Source organism: Serratia sp. PL17, assembly GCF_017832355.1.
Classification (GTDB): Bacteria; Pseudomonadota; Gammaproteobacteria; order Enterobacterales; family Enterobacteriaceae; genus Serratia.
In genome coordinates this window covers 165627-182229 of the sequence record NZ_JAFIBY010000001.1, presented here as the reverse complement: position 1 = coordinate 182229, position 16603 = coordinate 165627, and the positions used below count along the sequence as shown (strand labels likewise).

The window sequence follows — 16603 nt, the reverse complement described above, 5'->3', positions numbered from 1 at the left end:
AACCGAGGACATACCCGATGAGTGAACGCAGCGAAATTCTGACCGACGTCAGTACCCCGCGCCTGTGGCGGCTGCTGATTGGCATCAGTATCGCCAGCTTTTTGGGCTGCATCGATTTCACTATCGTCAATACCACCATTCCCGCCGTTCAGCGCGAATTGGCCGCGCCCTTGAGTCAGGTGCAATGGGTCATGACGCTGTTCGTCATGGCATTGTGCGCCTTTATGGTCAGCGCCGGGCGACTGGCAGACCTGTACGGCCGCCGCCGGGTATTGTATTGCGGGATGTTGGTGTTCGCCGGCGCGTCACTGGGGGCGGGGCTGGCGGGCAGTATTGAGCTGCTCAATGTTTGGCGCTTTGTGCAGGGCGCAGCTTGCGCAGTGTTGTATACCGCCACCACCGCCATTGTCGCCGATGCCTGGCCCTCCCAGCAGCGCGGTCGCGCAATTGGCATTTTATTGGCCGTTAACGGTCTGGGGTTGGCCATCGGTCCGGTCGCCGGAGGCTTGCTGGTCGGCACGCTTGGCTGGCGCTGGGTATTTTTGTTGAACGTACCGCTGATCGCGCTGAGTTTTGCCTTCTGCCTGGGCACCGTGCAGGAATCCCGCGCACAGCAAGGTGCAACGTTGGATATTACCGGTCTGATATTGCTGGTGATTGGCGTTGCCGGATTGCTGTTGGCCATTAGCCAAGGTGGCCATTGGGGGTGGCTGAGCCTGAAAACGTGGCTCACGGCGTCAGTGGCGGTGGCCACACTGATCCTGCTGGTGCCGGTCGAGCGTAGAGCGCACTCTCCCTTGGTACCCTTAGCGCTGTTGCGGCGTCCGGCGTTATTGCGTGTCTGTCTGTTAAGCGCGCTGTTAGCCTTCTTTTACTGTGCCGCCTTCTTCCTGATGCCCATTTATCTGGAAAACACCCGCCATTATGAGGGCGTGATGCTGGGGCTGCTGCTGTTGCCGACCACCGCCGTAATGGCATTGATTTCGCCCTGGGTCGGCAGGTGGGTGGATAAGTCCGGCCCGCAGCCGGCGCTGGTCCTTGGTTTTGCCGCGTTGGCCGCTTCTGCCGCACTGCAAAGCCAGTTTAACGCCGGCAGCCCGCTCCCCTTATTACTTGGCGCCTTTGCCCTCATGGGCCTGGGATGGGGATGCATCCTCGGCCCCTTGGTGTTGGCAACGCTGAGCACCGTCAGCGAGGTGCAAAGCGGCAGCGCATTGGGGATTACCTGGACGCTGCACAATCTTGGCGGCGCGGTTGGGTTAGCCCTGGCAGCATTGATTTATCCGACCTACGGCTACCAGGCCGTGATGCTGCTGCTGTTGCTGCTCTCATTGTTCGGAGGCCTGCTTGCTGTCTGGCATCGCCGTTGAGCGGATACGACGTTCGCCTAACAGGTTCATGCCAGCGGCCGCCAGCAAGATGATCGCAGCACCGGCAAATTGGAGGGCGACCAACCGATGACCAAACGCCAACCGATCGACCAGCATGGCAGCAATCGGATAAATAAATGACAGCGAACCGATCAGGTTGGTTGGCAGCTTTTGGATCGCGCCATACAGCAGCACGTACATCAGCCCGGTGTGTAATACACCGAGTGTCGCCAGCATTCCCCACTGCCCAACATTGGCTGGCGCGTGGAAATCAACCCACGGCAACAACATCACCACGCCGACCGTAACCTGGATCAGCGCGATCAGGTACGGCGGCGTGCCCTTCAGCCGCTTGGCGGCCAGCGCCATCAGCGCATAAAAAAAGGCCGCCCCCAACGACAGCAGAATTCCCAGCAGGTAGTTATTCTGACCGCCCGCCTGCTTAGGCTGCGCCAGCACCACCAGCATCATGCCGACAAACGCCAACACCAACCACAACAGCTTGCGGGCAGTCAGTTTCTCTCCGAGGAACAGTGCTCCCAGGGCCACCAACATAAAAGGCTGGGTGTTATACACCGCGGTAGCGATGGAGATGGATGCATAGGAATAAGCGGCAAACAGCAATAACCAGTTGACCACCAACGCGACACCGCCGGCAATCGCCAACAGCAGCGTGGCCCGCGTCAGGACATCACGCCGCAACTGGCCGAGTGCCGCACAGATGGCCAGCAGTACCAGTGCCCCCACGGCACAGCGCCAGAACACCACATTAATCACCGGTTGACCCGACATCAGCACAAACCAGCCAATGGTGCCGGAAATCAGCATTGCGGCAATCATCTCCAGCGAGCCGCGTTTTATCTCTGCATTCATCGTTGTTTCCTCTAATCAGCCAATAGACTTAGCTTGCGACTTTACCCTGCAGCTTTCCATGGCATAAAAAAGGCCAACATGCTTAACTGCCTTTTTATTGAAGGCATAAAATAGAAATAACCTAATGGAGGCTATATGGATGATATTGATCGCCAGATCCTGACGCTGCTTGCTGAGGATGCAAGAGTCTCACTCAAAACCCTCAGCGCCAGCGTTGGGCTTTCGTCGCCCAGCACTTCGGAGCGTCTGCGACGGTTGGAAGAGAACGCCGTCATCCAGGGCTATACGCTGAACGTCAATTTGCAGGCGTTGGGTTACGCTTTTCAGTCACTGGTACGCATCAAGCCGCTGCCGGGCATGCTGAAGAAGGTCGAGCAGATGATTCAGGATATCCCGGAGGTGATTGAGTGTGACAAGGTGACGGGCGAGGACTGCTTTATCGTGCGACTGGTGGCACATTCGATGGAGCAGCTCGACCAGATCCTCGATCAACTGGCCGAGCGGGCACAGAGCAACACCGCCATCGTCAAAACCACGCCGGTGAAGCGTCGTCTGCCGCCCCTGCTTTGATTAGCGCGTGCGCCGGCGGGCGTACGGGCTCTTGCGTTTTTTGTCTTTTTTCTCCGCCGCTGCGGCGGATTTGAGCGCAGCCTTGTGCGCCTTGTCAGCGTCCGGCACCTCCCGCTGTTCAATGGGAAACACCGGCAGTGACGCCAACAAGCGCGAACCGTAGCTTTTGGTCAACAAGCGGCGATCGTAAATCACGATCTCGCCATGGCACTCATTGCTGCGGATCAGCCGGCCCACCTGTTGGATCAGGTTGAAGGAGGCGCTCGGCAGGCTCTGCACTTCAAACGGATAGCGCTTCAGCGATTTTAGCCACTCGCCTTCGGTCAGGATCACCGGGCTGTCGATCGGCGGGAAAGCAATCTTGTGGATATGCACCTGGGTCAGCAGTTCGCCCTTCAGATCCAACCCTTCGGCAAACGACTGCAGGCCAACCAGCACACTGGCAGTGCCCTTCTCAACCCGTTTGCGGTGTTCTTCCACCAGCCGGTAACGCGGCTGATCGCCCTGTACCAGCAACATCAAGCGCAGATCCGTGACATAGCTGAGAAAAGTTTGCATTGCCCGGTGGCTACTGAACAAAATCAACATGCCTTTGTGCTTGCCACCGGCCTGTTCGGCGCGGAAAAAGCGCGCCATCTCTTCCAGATGTTCGGCCTCATTGGCCATCGCCGGTTCAAAACGCATGTTCGGGATAACAATTTTGCCCTGCTCCACGTGATTAAAGGGTGAAGACAGCGCTTCGAAACGATCGCCGGCTTTTTCGCTCAACCCGCTCATTTCTTGCAGGCGCGCAAAACTGTTCAATGAACGCAGCGTTGCCGAGGTGATCACCACGTGCGGCACCTTGCGCCACAGCAGTTTTTCCAGCTGATCGCTGACGCGAATGCCCACGCAGTGCAGGTACAGATGCGTCACGTTATCCCGCAGATCACGCGTCACCCATTTTGAGATGGGGGCATTAGAAGACTTGTCTAGCGCCGCGAGTCGCCAGAGCTTACTCATGGCCTCCAGATACCCCAAGGTGCGGCTCATCTGAATAATCGAACGATGCAGACGCACAATATCGTGCTTGCCGGTCTGTTCACTGAGATCGTTGAGTATGAACTCTGCCACCCCGCGTAAGGCATCCGTCAGTTTGAATAACCGTGCACTGGTTTCCACCATCTCTACCGGCAGTTCACCCATTTCAAAGCGGTGTTCGGCGATCACCGTATCTGTCGGCAGAAAGGCGCTGACCTGATGTTCAAAAATCTGGATCAGTTCGCGCATCTCTTCACAGTGGTTCTTCAAGCGTTCGTCGTTCGTCAGGCCCGGCGGGTTCTTTGGCCGATATTGCGTCATGCACTGTTCAACATGGCGCACGATCATGTCCAATTGCAGATTGGTCGACAGCGCGGTAATTTCACCGTCAATCTCCAACGCATCACGCGCAACGTCCGGCAGGTGGTGGCCTTCATCGAGCACCAGCAGCAGCTCCTTGGGATTCGGCAGTACCGATTCGGTTTCCAGCGCCGCCATCACCAGCGCATGGTTAGCCACAACCACATCGGCAGTTTCAATCTCTTTGCGGGCAATATAAAACGGGCATTCACGAATATAGTGGCAATTGCGCCCCAGGCAGTTGGCTTTATCGGTACTCAGCTTGATCCACAGCGGATCATCAATCGACAGTTGATAATGGTCGCGCAACCCGTCCCACTCATGGCGGCTGAGCGCTTTACTCAGTTTTTGGCATAACGCTTGCTCTTCACCGCTCGAAGGTGCCAGTTCGTCATCCAAAAACAGTGTCAGATCGCCCTGCTCACTGACGTCTGTGCTCAGCGCCGCTAAATTACGCGGACAAACATAGCGGCCACGACCAAAGGCGCCGGTAAACTTCAGATCGGGAATGATCTTCTTAAGCAGCGGTAAATCTTTACTGTAGATCTGATCCTGCAACGCCACGTTAGCCGTACTGACCACCAAGGGTTTGCTTTCTGCGCGACCCACGGCGATCCCCGGGATCAGGTAGGACAAGGTTTTGCCTACACCGGTGGGCGCTTCAATCGCCAGGTGGCGCGAATAATCCCCCGCCAACGTTTTCGCGACTTCAGCGATCATCTGCCGTTGCGGTGCACGGGAAATAAAATCCGGTATTTGTTGCTGCAGGGCTTTGTACCACTGGCCAATCTGATCTTTAACTGCGGGGGAGAGCGCCATTCAACTCTATATCTCTACGAAATGATGGCGCTATTGTCCCACAGACCGACTGCCGCGTCAGCCTAGCCTTCGATCATTGAAGCGCGCCCCGCACTGAACGACCACTCATCCAATTGCGTCGTGGTGATCACCACCATCACATCTTGCGGACGTAACCCTATGTTTTCCGCCAGCAGTTGCGCCAACCGCTGGTAAAAGCGCTGTTTGGTGGCGGTATCTCGCGGACGTCCGATGGTGATGTAAAACAGTACATAATCTTCCGACCGTGGGCCGCCCAGATAGTCACGATCGTAAATCAGCTCGCCAGGGCGGTATTGGTCGATAGCCTGAAACTTATCGGCTGGCGGCACATGGAAGGTTTCGACCAATGCCTGATGAAGGCTATCGGACAGGGTTTTCAGGTAGTGTTCCGATTTGCCCTGATGCAACGCGATGCGGCTAAATGGCATGGGACGACGCCTGTTTCAGTTCACGCAGGCGCGCCACGGCGGAGGCTGCCGCAGGCCAGCCGGCATAGAAAGCCAGATGGGTGATCAACTCGGCAAGCTGTTCAATCCTCACACCATGGCGTTCGGCCAAGCGCAGGTGAAAAGGCAATTGCTCCACACGGTTAAGTGCCACCAGTGCCGCGACCGTGATCAGGCTGCGTTCACGCGGAGTGAGGTCCGGTCGCTGCCAAACGTCGTCGAATAATACGCTGTCACTGAGCTGTGCCAGTTTGGGGGCAATGTCACCGAATGCTTGCTGGGCCGTCTGTTGGGAAGGTTGCATCACATACTCCTGCTGTTTTAAGGGATAGCGTTACGCTACCGCTTAACCGCAGGGGTGAAAATCGGGATTTTTAGTATTGAAGGTTCATCAAAACAGGATGGTTAATGCCCCCCAACTCAGCCTGAGAGGCAACACCTATTCGAGCGGGGCCACATTATCGAAATGCGCCTGGAACAAGGCGTTAAATTCGGCGCGCTGCTCAACCTTCTTGGCGATGGCACTCAGCGTCGGGCAATGCTGTTGGAACCAACGCTGCCCCGGCCGCCAATGACACATTACCGCCACATAAAGGTCCAGCGCACTGAAACTCCTGCCGAGAAACCAGGGGCCATCGCCACAGGCACTGGCCAATTGCAACAGCAGCCGCTGGCGATAGCGCAAAATTTCGGCCGCTAATTGTTCTGGCTCCGGCGCTTTTGGCAGCCATCTTTCAGGATGGTCAGCGTAGGTAAAAGTAGGATAAATTTCAGCGTTGATGAACAGCAACCACCGCAAAAATTGTGGCAGCAATGCAGACCCCGCATGCGGCACCAGCTCGGCGTGCGGGGCACGATCGTGCAGCAAAAGAATAATTGCCGCGCTTTCCGTCATCACTTCCCCATTGGGCAGAATCAGTGTCGGAACCTGCCCCAACGGGTTCAGTTCCAGCAGCCGATCGCGCTCGGGGCTGTCCAACTGATAGTCCACTTCCTCGTAGCCCCAGGGAAACCCCGTTAGCTCCAGAGCAGCGGCAACAATCGTGGAGCCGCAACCGCGGGTACCCAATAACGTATAAGTTTCACGCATGATTTTTCCTAAAATCAGGAACAGTATCGCTAACTGTAGACCAGTCGCTGACACTTGCTCGAGGAAGAAATTCACACTTTCCGCAACTTTTTTAATCGTTCGATATGAAAATGAATATTTTGTCATAAATAGATCACATAACTGCGGTAAAAAACCTGCGCTGCAAACAATCAAGCGGCACAGTGAAACAGCAGTACAACTGATGATAAGCGTCTTTCAATCGAATAAAGCAGGGTAAATCATGAAACGTAATCTTCTGGCCGTTATTATTCCGGCACTTTTAATTGCGCAGACAGCACAGGCAGCAGAAATCTACAATAAAGACGGCAACAAACTTGATTTTTACGGCCGCGTAAAAGCACTGCACTATTTCTCTGACGATACCGGCAATGATGGCGACAAAACCTATGTGCGTATCGGTTTTAAAGGCGCTACTCAAATTAACGATATGCTGACTGGTTATGGCCAGTGGGAATATCAGATTTCAGCGAACCATTCTGAATCCGACAGCGCGAAAGACACCAAAACGCGTTTGGGCTTCGCCGGTTTGAAATACAAAAACCTCGGTTCATTCGACTACGGTCGCAACTACGGCATTATTTATGACGTCGGCGCCTGGACGGATATGCTGCCTGAGTTCGGTGATGATGCTTACGTCAAAACCGACAACTTTATGAATGGCCGTACCAACGGCGTTGCAACCTACCGTAACAACGACTTCTTCGGTCTGGTTGACGGTCTGAAGTTTGCCATTCAGTACCAAGGCAAGAACGAAAATGACGGCCGCGCCGGCAGCAAAGCGAACGGTGACGGTTGGGGCTTGTCTTCCAGCTATGAAATTATCGACGGCCTGAGCGTGGGCGCAGCCTATGCTTCTTCTAACCGTACTGCCGGCCAAAAAGCGGGCACCTTCGGCAAAGGCGACAAAGCCGATATCTGGGCTGGCGGTCTGAAATACGACAATAATGCCGTTTACCTGGCAGCAACTTATTCACAAAGCCGCAATATCGCGCCTATTTCTGGCACAGCGACCATTAATAATACGTCTACCTCCGTCAGCGGCTTTGCCAATAAAGCAGAAGGTCTGGAGCTGGTTGCACAATATCAGTTCGACTTCGGCCTGCGCCCATCACTGGGTTATGTTCAGCAGAAGGGTAAAGATATTGAAGGCATCGGCGACGCCGACCTGGTTAAATATATCGACGTAGGTACTTACTACTATTTCAACAAGAACATGTCGACCTATGTTGATTATAAAATCAACCAACTCGACAGCAACAATAAGTTGGGTCTGAAAGATGACAACGTCATCGCCGTCGCCCTGACTTACCAGTTCTGATGTGATGAATAACCACCACTGCAAACCTTAGCTTCACTTGATATGTTACTTCGCCGGGCGGCTACGCCCGGTTTTTTTCATTGGTGCTTTTCCCCTCTTTCCCGCCCGATCGCCGTTCTGCATCCCGTAACCGCACGCCGAAACTTGCCTTGTAAAACAATCAGGTCTAGATGTATACCCTACAGCTTTCACGTTGCAGCCGGGCGGCCGGCTCGCTCATCCCCAGCTATCGTAGAGGCACCGCATGCTGCGCCCCTACAGTCACTGGGGTGACAGGTCTGCAATTTGAAAGATGATGGGTATATCGCGTCCACTTTAAACCGGAACACATCATGCACACCGAGGAACTCTTTGAGTATCAAAGCGCCCTGCGCTACAGCAGCGACGCGTTGGCGCAGATCCTCTGCCATTGTTTTGAAAACTACATTGTACGTTTTGTGATTGACGGCGACACCTTCGCCCGCCGCTTTGGCGCGGAAGATCTCAGCTTGAACGACAGCATTATCGTCACCCATCAGCAACAACCGGTAGCACTGGCGTTGATTAGCCGACGTGGCTTACACAGCCGGGTGTCGGCGCTGTCTATCCGACCGGAAATGCGTGGCAAAGGGTTGGGGAAAGCGCTGATGCAACGGATTGTCGCCGATGCGCATAAGCGCGGCGATCGTCAGCTGTCGCTGGAGGTGATAGAAGGTAACGATCCCGCCATTGCGCTATACCACCAGGCAGGATTGCGCATCGTCCGGACGCTGACCGGCCACTTGGCCGCAGAACAAAGCCAGGCCGAGGTTGCACCACTGCAGGAGATCGATCCGCTCTTCGTTTCTCACCGCCTGGTCGCCGAGGGTGCCACCAGTTTGCCCTGGCTGATCGCCCCAGAATCGCTGTTTAAACTGCCCGGTAAACCCCGCGCATTCAGCCTTGGGCAACACCTTGCCTATGCCGTGGTGCAGGTGGGTGCCGATAAGTGCTTTCTGCGCATGATTTACGTGCCGCCGGAGCACCGCAACCAAGGCCATGCCCGAACGATGCTGGCGGCGCTGCAAGCACGGTTTTCACCCTTACCCTTAGCGGCTAACGTTTACGTTCCCGAGGTGGCAGCCCCCTTCTTTGATCGACTCGGCTGGCAGCAAGATCCGTTACGCCAGTTTGAAATGACCATGACCTTAGAAACGCCACAATAACAAACAGAGAGCTATCCCTTTATGGCAGGAATACATAGACAAAAAGTGACCCTTGGCGCAGCAATCGGTATTGCGCTACTGACCCTGGCTGGCTGCGCGCAGCCACCGAAAACGGATCTGCAAGCCCAACAGCGCCTGGCGGATCAATCCGTGCTGGCACTGAACTGGTTCCAGCAGTCCGGGGAATATCAGGCACTGGCGCACCAGGCGTTCAACAGCGCCCGACTGGCGTTTGATCACGCCAAGGTCACGCCAGGCAAGAAGAAAGCCGTGGTTGTGGATCTGGACGAAACCATGCTGGACAATAGCCCCTATTCTGGCTGGCAAGCGCGGCAGGGCCAACCTTTTGCAGCGGCAACCTGGGCAAAATGGTCACAGGCAGAACAAGCCGGTGCCGTGCCGGGTGCCGTGCAATTTGCCCGGTATGTCAATAGCCATCAGGGCACCATGTTCTACGTTTCAAACCGTAAACAGTCTGAATACGCTGCCACCGTCGCCAACATGCAGAAGCTGGGCTTTACCGGCATGTCGGAAAAAACCGTGCTGCTTAGCGGTGATACCTCCAACAAGCAGCCGCGTTTCGACGCCATCAAAAACGCCGGTTACGACGTCGTGGTGTATGCCGGTGACAACCTGAACGATTTCGGCGCGGCGACCTATCACAAGGATAACGCCCAACGTCGGGCCTTTGTCAGCGAAAACCAAAGCAAATTTGGCACCGAGTTTATCGTGCTGCCGAACCCGCTGTATGGCGACTGGGAAAGCGGCATGGCGAAGGACTATAACAAACTGACACCAGAGCAAAAGCTGCAGATCCGCCAACAGGCCATTAAGGCCTGGAACGAGCAGTAACCCTGATTGAGTGGGGCGAATGTATTCGCCCCACTGCGGTGACAACGCTTAAAAGACGACGGGTCTACTCAAAGTAATTTATACATATAGCTGGTGGCCTCTAACGCATTCCCCTTGCTGGCACGGGCGTATTGCGGAATGCTGCCCGCCAGTTGAAACCCCAACTGGCGATACATGCCCTCTGCTGTATCGCCGGTCAGGGTATCGAGCACCAATAAGTGCCGCTGAAGCTCAATCGCTTTTTGCTGCACTTGCAGCATCAGATTACGGGCAATGCCCTGACGACGGGCATCCGGATGCACCATCAGTTTCACCACCTCTGCGCGGTGACGGCCATTGTCAGGCATATCCAACAGCAACTGCACCGTGCCGACAACGCGCCCGGCATCACGGGCCACCAATAACACCCTTTCCCCACGCTCAATCGCCGGCAACAGGCGACACCAGAACGCCTGCGCCTGTTCAAGGCTGAACGGCATGATAAAACCAATGCTCGCCCCCTGAGACACACTGGCTTGCAGCATGGCCGCCAGTTCGGGAATTGCGCTTTGTGCTGCATCGGCATTCAGTTGCTGTATCTCAATCATGATTAAGGCCTGCAGATAACGAGGGTGTAATGGGCCGGCTCGGGGCCGGGTGCATGAAATTTTGACGCGCCAAACAGCCGATAACGCAGACAATCGCCCGGCTTAAGCAGGAAAGTGCGCGTTTCTAACGTCAGTTCGAGTTGGCCTTCCAGCAGCCACAAATGGTGCTCGAGTGCATGTATCGATGGCCCGTCATAGGCAATTACCGCGCCGGCCTCAAGCCGGCACTCGACAAATTCAGCCTTGTACAACGCGGCGGGCGGGGATACCGAGCGACGATGAAAACCGCTGGCCGGGTCAACCCACACCGTTTGCGCTTCGCGGTGCAGTAACTCCGGCGGCTCGTCCTCAACCTCACTGAGCAACCGTGACATGGTCAATCCATACGCCGAACACAGCTTATTGAGCAACGAGGCCGTCGGGCTGGTTTCTGCACGTTCCACACGCGACAGCGTCGCCCGGCTAATACCGGTTTGTTGTGCCAGTTCTTCCAGTGACCAGCCCTGCTGTTGGCGTAAATCAGACAGCCGTTGTGCCAGCCGGAGATCGGCACTTTCCAATCCGTTATCCATTATTGCGTCTCTGATACAAAAAATCCCATATAAGAGAAATAATCTCAAATACGGGATTAGTCAATCACGTTTTATACTGGCCGAACAAAAACGCGAGAATCAGCAGACTGTCAGCAACACTTACGCACTGTTACGGGGTATCGCCGGGCATTCCGCGGATAACGGGTCTGATTCCACAGACGCTTCTGCAGCGGATGGCGGTGTAATCGCCGCACAGCGCCAGGCGCTAAATACCGCCAGCAACGGTGCCAAGGCGAACAGCAGGAACAGCCAACGCGCTGCGGAAGCTGCCCCCGGCGCGCCACCCGGCACATTCAGCCCCGCCAGGTTGGCAATCATCCCCGCCAAGGCGGCACCGAACGCGGTCGCAAACAGTTGCACCGTGGTGATCGACGCCCCGGCAATATCTTTGTCCGCCTCAGGCGAGACCTGCAGAATTCGCGTCAGCAGGTGCGGCCAACCAAACCCGATGCCAAACCCCACCAACGTCAGGGCAATCACAATTGGCGTCAGCGCTACCCAATGGCCGCCAGAAGGCGTCGGCATCAGCACGGCCAACGCCAGCAAACCGACCAGGACAAACACTGGCCCGCTGATGATTGCCCGGCGGATACCCGCACTACGCCAACCGGAACTGAGGATCTCTGAAAGTGTCCAGCCTGCCGCCATGGTTGCGGCAATATAGCCAGAAATCAGCGGCGACTGGCCATGCAGCGTTTGCAGGAAATAAGGCACGAAGATTTCACTGGTCATGCCCACCACCAGCAAAGAGACGGTGATATACAGCGAGGCCAAGGAGGATCCACGACGTAAAGCGCCCTGTGGCAACAGACGAGCCTGGGAGTGCGCTTCACGCTGTATCAGCCAGGCCATCATCAACACGGCCAACGCAATACCGCCCAGATTGATCCACGCGCTATCTGCCAGGCTACCGGCGGAAACCACCAACACCGCAGTCGCCAGCAACAATAACTGGGCTACCGGCAACGGCGCCGCCTGCTGTTGTGGCTTGCCTTTCGGCAGGATCAGGAAGGTAAACCCGGCGTACAACACCATGATCGGCAACAGAATGCCAAAGGCCCATCGCCAGGCGTTTAGCTCGGCAAAAATGCCCCCTACGGCCGGTCCGACCAGGGTTGCGATACCCCACATCGCGGAAATCAGCGCCATTGCGCGCGGCCACAGCTTTTGCTCAAACACCAGATTGATCATGGCGTACGAAAGCGCGAAAATCAGCCCGCCACCGAAACCCTGCACGGTTCGGCCTATGAGCATTATCGGCATCGAGGGTGCCAGTGCGCATAACATCGCCCCGGCGATAAAGAACAGCGACGCCACCAGATAGGCACTGCGCGCACCATAGCCACTGAGTAATCGTGCCGATAATGCCGACCCCAGAATAGACGCCACCACAAACAACGTGGTGTTCCAGGCATACAGGTTCAGACCACCGATGTCCTGCACCACCGAGGGCAGAATGGTGGTGGCGACCAGAATATTGATTGCATGCAGCGCTACGCCGAGTGAGAGCGCGATCGCACTGGCACCATTTTTGCCGGAAAAGAGATCGGCCCAGCGGCTATCATCATGGGTTATCACGGTTGTCGTCCTGTTTTCAGAGGAATGGCATTGAGTTAATAGTGATATTGCGTTAAATTTAACAAGAGTTAACTTGGAATAATGGTAGGGCGAGGCGGAGAAATATGTCAAGAATAAACTTGGAAAATAGCGGTGGTTCCGCACAATCGGTCAGTGACCGTTTGCTGACACTTCTAAAAACCCGCGGCCCACAGCAAGCGTCTGATGCAGGAAAGGTCCTTGGCACAACCGGCGAGGCAGCACGCCAGCAGTTCGTTAAACTGGCAAAAGAGGGGTTGGTGGAGGCCGTTGCGGAAACCCGTGGCGTCGGCCGCCCGGTGCAACTTTGGCACCTGACTGCCGCAGGCAATGCGCGCTTTCCGGATACCCATTCCGAACTGACCGTCCAACTGCTGCGTACCGTACGCGACAAATTGGGCGAACAGGCGATCGAACTTTTGATCGACACGCGGGAACAAGAAACGCGCATTAACTACAAGCAGGCGATGATCGGCGCGGCAGATTTACAGGAACGCATTGAACGCCTGACCGCAATCCGTTCTCGTGAGGGCTATATGGCCGAATGGCGCGCACAGGAGGACGGTTCCTTTCTGCTGGTGGAAAACCATTGCCCTATTTGCGCTGCCGCCACGGTTTGCCAAGGGTTCTGCCGTGCAGAGCTGAGCATTTTCACCGAAGTGCTGCAGGCACAGGTTGAACGTTCCGAACACATTCTGGCCGGCGCACGCCGTTGTGCTTATCGTATTTCGTTGCTGTAACTGGCACGCGGAATCAAGCCGCCTACTGGCTGGTGTCGTCCGGTGAATCATCCCGGATTCACCAGCCTCTCATTCCATTAAAAAGTACGGAAAAGCGTTGCTTATCCTCTGCCCGATCGGGTTTACTGAGCGTTCTAATAATAACTTTCCCTACAGAATAAAAATCCATGCTGAGCCAAAATAGCCGTAACGTCCTGCCGTTAATCGGGGCGCTGTTCACGTTATATATTGTCTGGGGTTCGACCTACTTCGTGATTCGCCTGGGTGTAGAAAGCTGGCCGCCGTTGATGATGGCGGGCATTCGCTTCCTGGTCGCCGGCATTGTGCTCTTCAGCTTTTTGGCGCTGCGCGGCCACGCGCTGCCCACCCCAAAGCAATGGTTGGCCGCGGGCACCATCGGTATTTTGCTCCTGGCGGTGGGTAATGGCCTGGTGACTGTGGCAGAGCATCAACACGTACCTTCCGGTATCGCCGCCGTGATGGTGGCAACCGTTCCCCTGTTCACGCTGTGCTTTAGTCTGTTTTGGGGCATGCGTAATACCAAACTGGAGTGGGCAGGCATCGGGCTGGGGCTCGTTGGGATCGTGCTGCTAAATACCGGCAATAACCTGGTTGGCAACCCAACAGGTGCACTGTTGATCCTGCTGGCGTCCGCCAGTTGGGCCTTTGGCTCTGTGCTCGGTTCGCGTATTTCGTTACCGGCTGGACCAATGGCCGGAGCCGCAGAAATGCTGGTCGCAGGCGTAGTGCTATTGGTCGTTAGCCAGCTGAGTGGCGAACACCTCACGCAGATGCCCAGCGCCAAAGGCTTCTTCGCACTAGGCTACCTGATTGTCTTTGGTTCAATGCTGGCGATCAGCGCCTATATGTTTTTGCTGAAAAACGTGCGCCCGGCAGTTGCGACCAGTTATGCCTACGTCAATCCGGTAGTGGCCGTGCTGCTTGGTATCGGCTTCGCCGGCGAATCACTGGCACCGCGTGAATGGGTCGCGCTGGTGATTATTGTCGCGGCGGTGGTGCTGGTGACCTTGGGCAAATTCCTGTTTGCGCGCCCGGTCAAAATTCAACCTGTCGGCAGCATCAAAGAGTGACCAAAAGGGCGGTCTGCGGGCCGCCATTTAAAACGATTCTTGTTTCGCCCGTTGAAGAGACTATAATTCCCGCTGTTCCGAGCAACCTGCGAAATCATCCCAATGCTGAAAAAATCGTTCATTATCGTTATCTTTCTGTGCGCCTTTGGCTCACTCGGCGGCGTATTCCTGGCTGGGCTGAATATGTACACCCGCTCTACTACGCCACAAGAAGAAGCCCCCTCTAATGAGGCTGCCCCTACCGCCACACCGGCAGAAAGCATTCAGGCCAAGTAATAACTCATCCGGCTCCGGCAGCGTTGTAGTAAAAAACGCTGCGGCAGCCTGGCCACCTCCCATTCCTGCAAGGTGGCACGGTAGTACGTCATTCCAGTAATAAAATAACTCCCCCTCTTCTTTCGGCACCTCTGACGTAATTTTCAGCACGCTTTGCCGCTCCTCCGCCATGAAATGGCATTGACCCTAACAGGACTTAAAGTTATGGTTAGATCATAACTTTATGGAGCACTGAGAATGGATGCAAACAATGGACTGGACTACATCCTTAGCCTTCATGGTACCCGGGTAAATCGTGAAGATGGCTACTGGTGGAAAATTGAAGCATGGAAGGTCATCAAAACGGCATTCATCCCGCATGGCATACGCTATAACATGACGCTACATGATAAATACAACACCCGGGTATTTGGCATCGACAATGCCCATGCCATCAAGGCACCACGTAAAGGGCGATTTTCAGGCCGAATACTTTACGACCACCAACATCAGACGCCCACGGATAAAGGCTCTCCCTATGAGTTTCATTCCGCTTTTCAGTTGGTGGAAGATTTCTTCACTAAAATCGACGAAGTCATCAGCAAGAGAGAAAACCGAGGTTGAAGATGAAAGCACTGATTGGCGTAATGCCTGAAGAATTGATCCGCAAACGGATACTCGCGATCGCAAAAGGCGAATACCAGCCGCAAGAGCGCGAACCACTGGTCTGGTTCACTTCAATGATTGCTTTGGCCCAGGTGCTCAGTAATGAGAATATCGCCTTGTTGCGGCTGATTGATACAGAAAAACCGGAAACCATGAGCCGCTTGGCGGAACTCTCCGGCCGGCAAATAAGCAATCTTTCTGCCACGCTGAAAACGCTCAGCGGCCACGGTCTGGTATCTCTGGAAAAAAGTGGCCGAACGGTCAAACCCAAGGCCTTGTTTACCGACTTTGAGATCATTGTTGACCAGAAATTGAACGCACGTTTTAGTGCCGCTTGACTGTCGGTTACTACAGCGTCGTCACCCCAAGCGCTGCGGCCTGTTGTTCCAGTTCCGTGATTTTTTGGTATGCCGAACGCGGTACCACGCTAAAATCACCGATCAACAGGCCGTCGCTGACCGCTTCGCCCACCATCGCCTTCGCACCGGCACGCAGTATTTCCAGCTGTGCCGCTGGCGTTCGTGCTGAGGTAATGAGCGGCAACCCCGGCACGGTGGCGGTTCGTCCAATAATTTTCAACCCTGCTAGCGCCTGCGGCTGTGCCCGCTTCAGCAGTTCCAGGCTGACACAATCAACGGCGGCAATATCCGCCTGCCCCGCTTTGATCAACGCTATTGACTGGTAATGTGCACCGGACGCCACGGCGGCGCGGAAGAATTTTCCCTCCTGTGCCAATGGTGCGATCAGTGCCCGCAGGCTGTTATGACCTGATTGAGAGTCAGTGCTGTTATAGGCGGCGATCCGTCCACGAAAGTCCGCCAGCCGGTCGCCGGGCTCATCCTCACGCACCACTAACCAACTGCTGTAATCCGGCCCTTCGCAACCCTCAACACGGTAGTGATAAGTCCCAATCAACTGAACCTGCGGCAGGCTGCTGACCAGCGGATAACCGCAGGTTTGGCTAAGCAATAAGTCATCCCGCTGCCAGTGCTGCGCCAGGTCTTGTGGCCAAATAAGCTGTTCCGGCGCTTGCGGCAACCCCAGTTGCAACAATTTTCCGCGCAGCACGTGCCAGAAAGACTCAGCCATGTGATGAGTGACGCCGTACATGGGTAAGGATACCTGCATCAT

18 protein-coding genes and 1 pseudogene are annotated in these 16603 nt (G+C 55.4%); 10 read left to right on the top strand and 9 right to left on the bottom strand.

The features are described 5' to 3' along the window. Positions 1-17 precede the first annotated feature (17 nt). The gene (locus JOE25_RS00890) at positions 18-1370 is read left to right on the top strand and encodes a DHA2 family efflux MFS transporter permease subunit (protein WP_209632338.1); all 1353 of its coding nucleotides are present in this window, start codon (positions 18-20) and stop codon (positions 1368-1370) included. Here JOE25_RS00890 and JOE25_RS00885 read toward each other — a convergent pair. Beyond that, complete coding sequence (locus tag JOE25_RS00885; protein ID WP_209632337.1) at positions 1329-2243, bottom strand: DMT family transporter; 915 nt, start codon at positions 2241-2243, stop codon at positions 1329-1331. The two genes, JOE25_RS00890 and JOE25_RS00885, sit on opposite strands and share 42 nt — an antisense overlap. Before the next feature lie 135 nt (positions 2244-2378). Between JOE25_RS00885 and JOE25_RS00880 the strand changes: the two genes are divergently transcribed. Then, positions 2379-2813, top strand: coding sequence for an Lrp/AsnC family transcriptional regulator (locus tag JOE25_RS00880; RefSeq protein ID WP_209632336.1), 435 nt, complete (start codon positions 2379-2381; stop codon positions 2811-2813). A 99-nt stretch (positions 2814-2912) separates the two neighbouring features. On the opposite strand, the pseudogene dinG reads toward JOE25_RS00880, so the two are convergent. The 4 genes and pseudogenes from dinG to JOE25_RS00860 all read right to left on the bottom strand — a co-directional run. After that, positions 2913-5012: pseudogene (gene dinG, locus JOE25_RS00875) on the bottom strand (ATP-dependent DNA helicase DinG); the annotation flags it as partial. Between the two features lie 62 nt (positions 5013-5074). Beyond that, entirely contained in the window at positions 5075-5461 is a 387-nt protein-coding gene (locus tag JOE25_RS00870; RefSeq protein WP_209632334.1) for a tautomerase family protein, read from the bottom strand. Next, entirely contained in the window at positions 5451-5783 is a 333-nt protein-coding gene (locus JOE25_RS00865) for a carboxymuconolactone decarboxylase family protein (RefSeq protein ID WP_209632333.1), read from the bottom strand. The genes JOE25_RS00870 and JOE25_RS00865 overlap by 11 nt, the downstream gene beginning before the upstream one ends. 135 nt (positions 5784-5918) lie before the next feature. Continuing rightward, positions 5919-6569, bottom strand: coding sequence for a glutathione S-transferase family protein (locus tag JOE25_RS00860; protein ID WP_209632332.1), 651 nt, complete (start codon positions 6567-6569; stop codon positions 5919-5921). A 241-nt stretch (positions 6570-6810) separates the two neighbouring features. On the opposite strand from JOE25_RS00860, the gene ompC reads away from it, so the two are divergent. The 3 genes from ompC to JOE25_RS00845 all read left to right on the top strand — a co-directional run bounded on the left by ompC (position 6811) and on the right by JOE25_RS00845 (position 9944). Further along, entirely contained in the window at positions 6811-7908 is a 1098-nt protein-coding gene (gene ompC / locus JOE25_RS00855; protein WP_209632331.1) for a porin OmpC, read from the top strand. Positions 7909-8240: 332 nt separating this feature from the next. Next, positions 8241-9092: a GNAT family N-acetyltransferase gene (locus tag JOE25_RS00850; protein ID WP_209632330.1), complete on the top strand. Its 852-nt coding sequence runs from the start codon at positions 8241-8243 to the stop codon at positions 9090-9092. A gap of 21 nt (positions 9093-9113) precedes the next feature. Then, a complete protein-coding gene (locus tag JOE25_RS00845) occupies positions 9114-9944 on the top strand; it encodes a 5'-nucleotidase, lipoprotein e(P4) family (protein WP_209632329.1) in 831 nt (276 codons plus the stop codon). Positions 9945-10012: 68 nt separating this feature from the next. Here the strand turns inward: JOE25_RS00845 and JOE25_RS00840 are convergent, their stop codons facing one another. The 3 genes from JOE25_RS00840 to JOE25_RS00830 form a co-directional block, all read right to left on the bottom strand. Continuing rightward, positions 10013-10531, bottom strand: a complete 519-nt coding sequence (locus JOE25_RS00840; protein WP_209632328.1) for a GNAT family N-acetyltransferase — start codon at positions 10529-10531, stop codon at positions 10013-10015. A gap of 2 nt (positions 10532-10533) precedes the next feature. Beyond that, positions 10534-11103: an XRE family transcriptional regulator gene (locus tag JOE25_RS00835; RefSeq protein WP_209632327.1), complete on the bottom strand. Its 570-nt coding sequence runs from the start codon at positions 11101-11103 to the stop codon at positions 10534-10536. A gap of 120 nt (positions 11104-11223) precedes the next feature. Then, complete coding sequence (locus tag JOE25_RS00830; RefSeq protein ID WP_314586700.1) at positions 11224-12702, bottom strand: MFS transporter; 1479 nt, start codon at positions 12700-12702, stop codon at positions 11224-11226. Positions 12703-12806: 104 nt separating this feature from the next. Here JOE25_RS00830 and JOE25_RS00825 point away from each other — a divergent pair, with 104 nt between their 5' ends. The 5 genes from JOE25_RS00825 (at position 12807) to JOE25_RS00805 (ending at position 15810) form a co-directional block, all read left to right on the top strand. Continuing rightward, a complete protein-coding gene (locus JOE25_RS00825) occupies positions 12807-13460 on the top strand; it encodes a metalloregulator ArsR/SmtB family transcription factor (protein ID WP_209632326.1) in 654 nt (217 codons plus the stop codon). A 167-nt stretch (positions 13461-13627) separates the two neighbouring features. Continuing rightward, entirely contained in the window at positions 13628-14551 is a 924-nt protein-coding gene (gene yedA, locus JOE25_RS00820) for a drug/metabolite exporter YedA (protein WP_209632325.1), read from the top strand. Between the two features lie 102 nt (positions 14552-14653). Beyond that, the gene (locus JOE25_RS00815; protein ID WP_209632324.1) at positions 14654-14827 is read left to right on the top strand and encodes a hypothetical protein; all 174 of its coding nucleotides are present in this window, start codon (positions 14654-14656) and stop codon (positions 14825-14827) included. Between the two features lie 237 nt (positions 14828-15064). Then, a complete protein-coding gene (locus tag JOE25_RS00810; protein ID WP_209632323.1) occupies positions 15065-15430 on the top strand; it encodes a DUF6516 family protein in 366 nt (121 codons plus the stop codon). Between the two features lie 2 nt (positions 15431-15432). Then, positions 15433-15810, top strand: coding sequence for a transcriptional regulator (locus JOE25_RS00805; protein ID WP_209632322.1), 378 nt, complete (start codon positions 15433-15435; stop codon positions 15808-15810). A 10-nt stretch (positions 15811-15820) separates the two neighbouring features. Here JOE25_RS00805 and JOE25_RS00800 read toward each other — a convergent pair whose 3' ends face one another. After that, on the bottom strand, positions 15821-16600 hold the full coding sequence (locus JOE25_RS00800) for a PhnD/SsuA/transferrin family substrate-binding protein (protein ID WP_245209726.1): 780 nt from the start codon (positions 16598-16600) through the stop codon (positions 15821-15823). Positions 16601-16603: the final 3 nt, after the last annotated feature.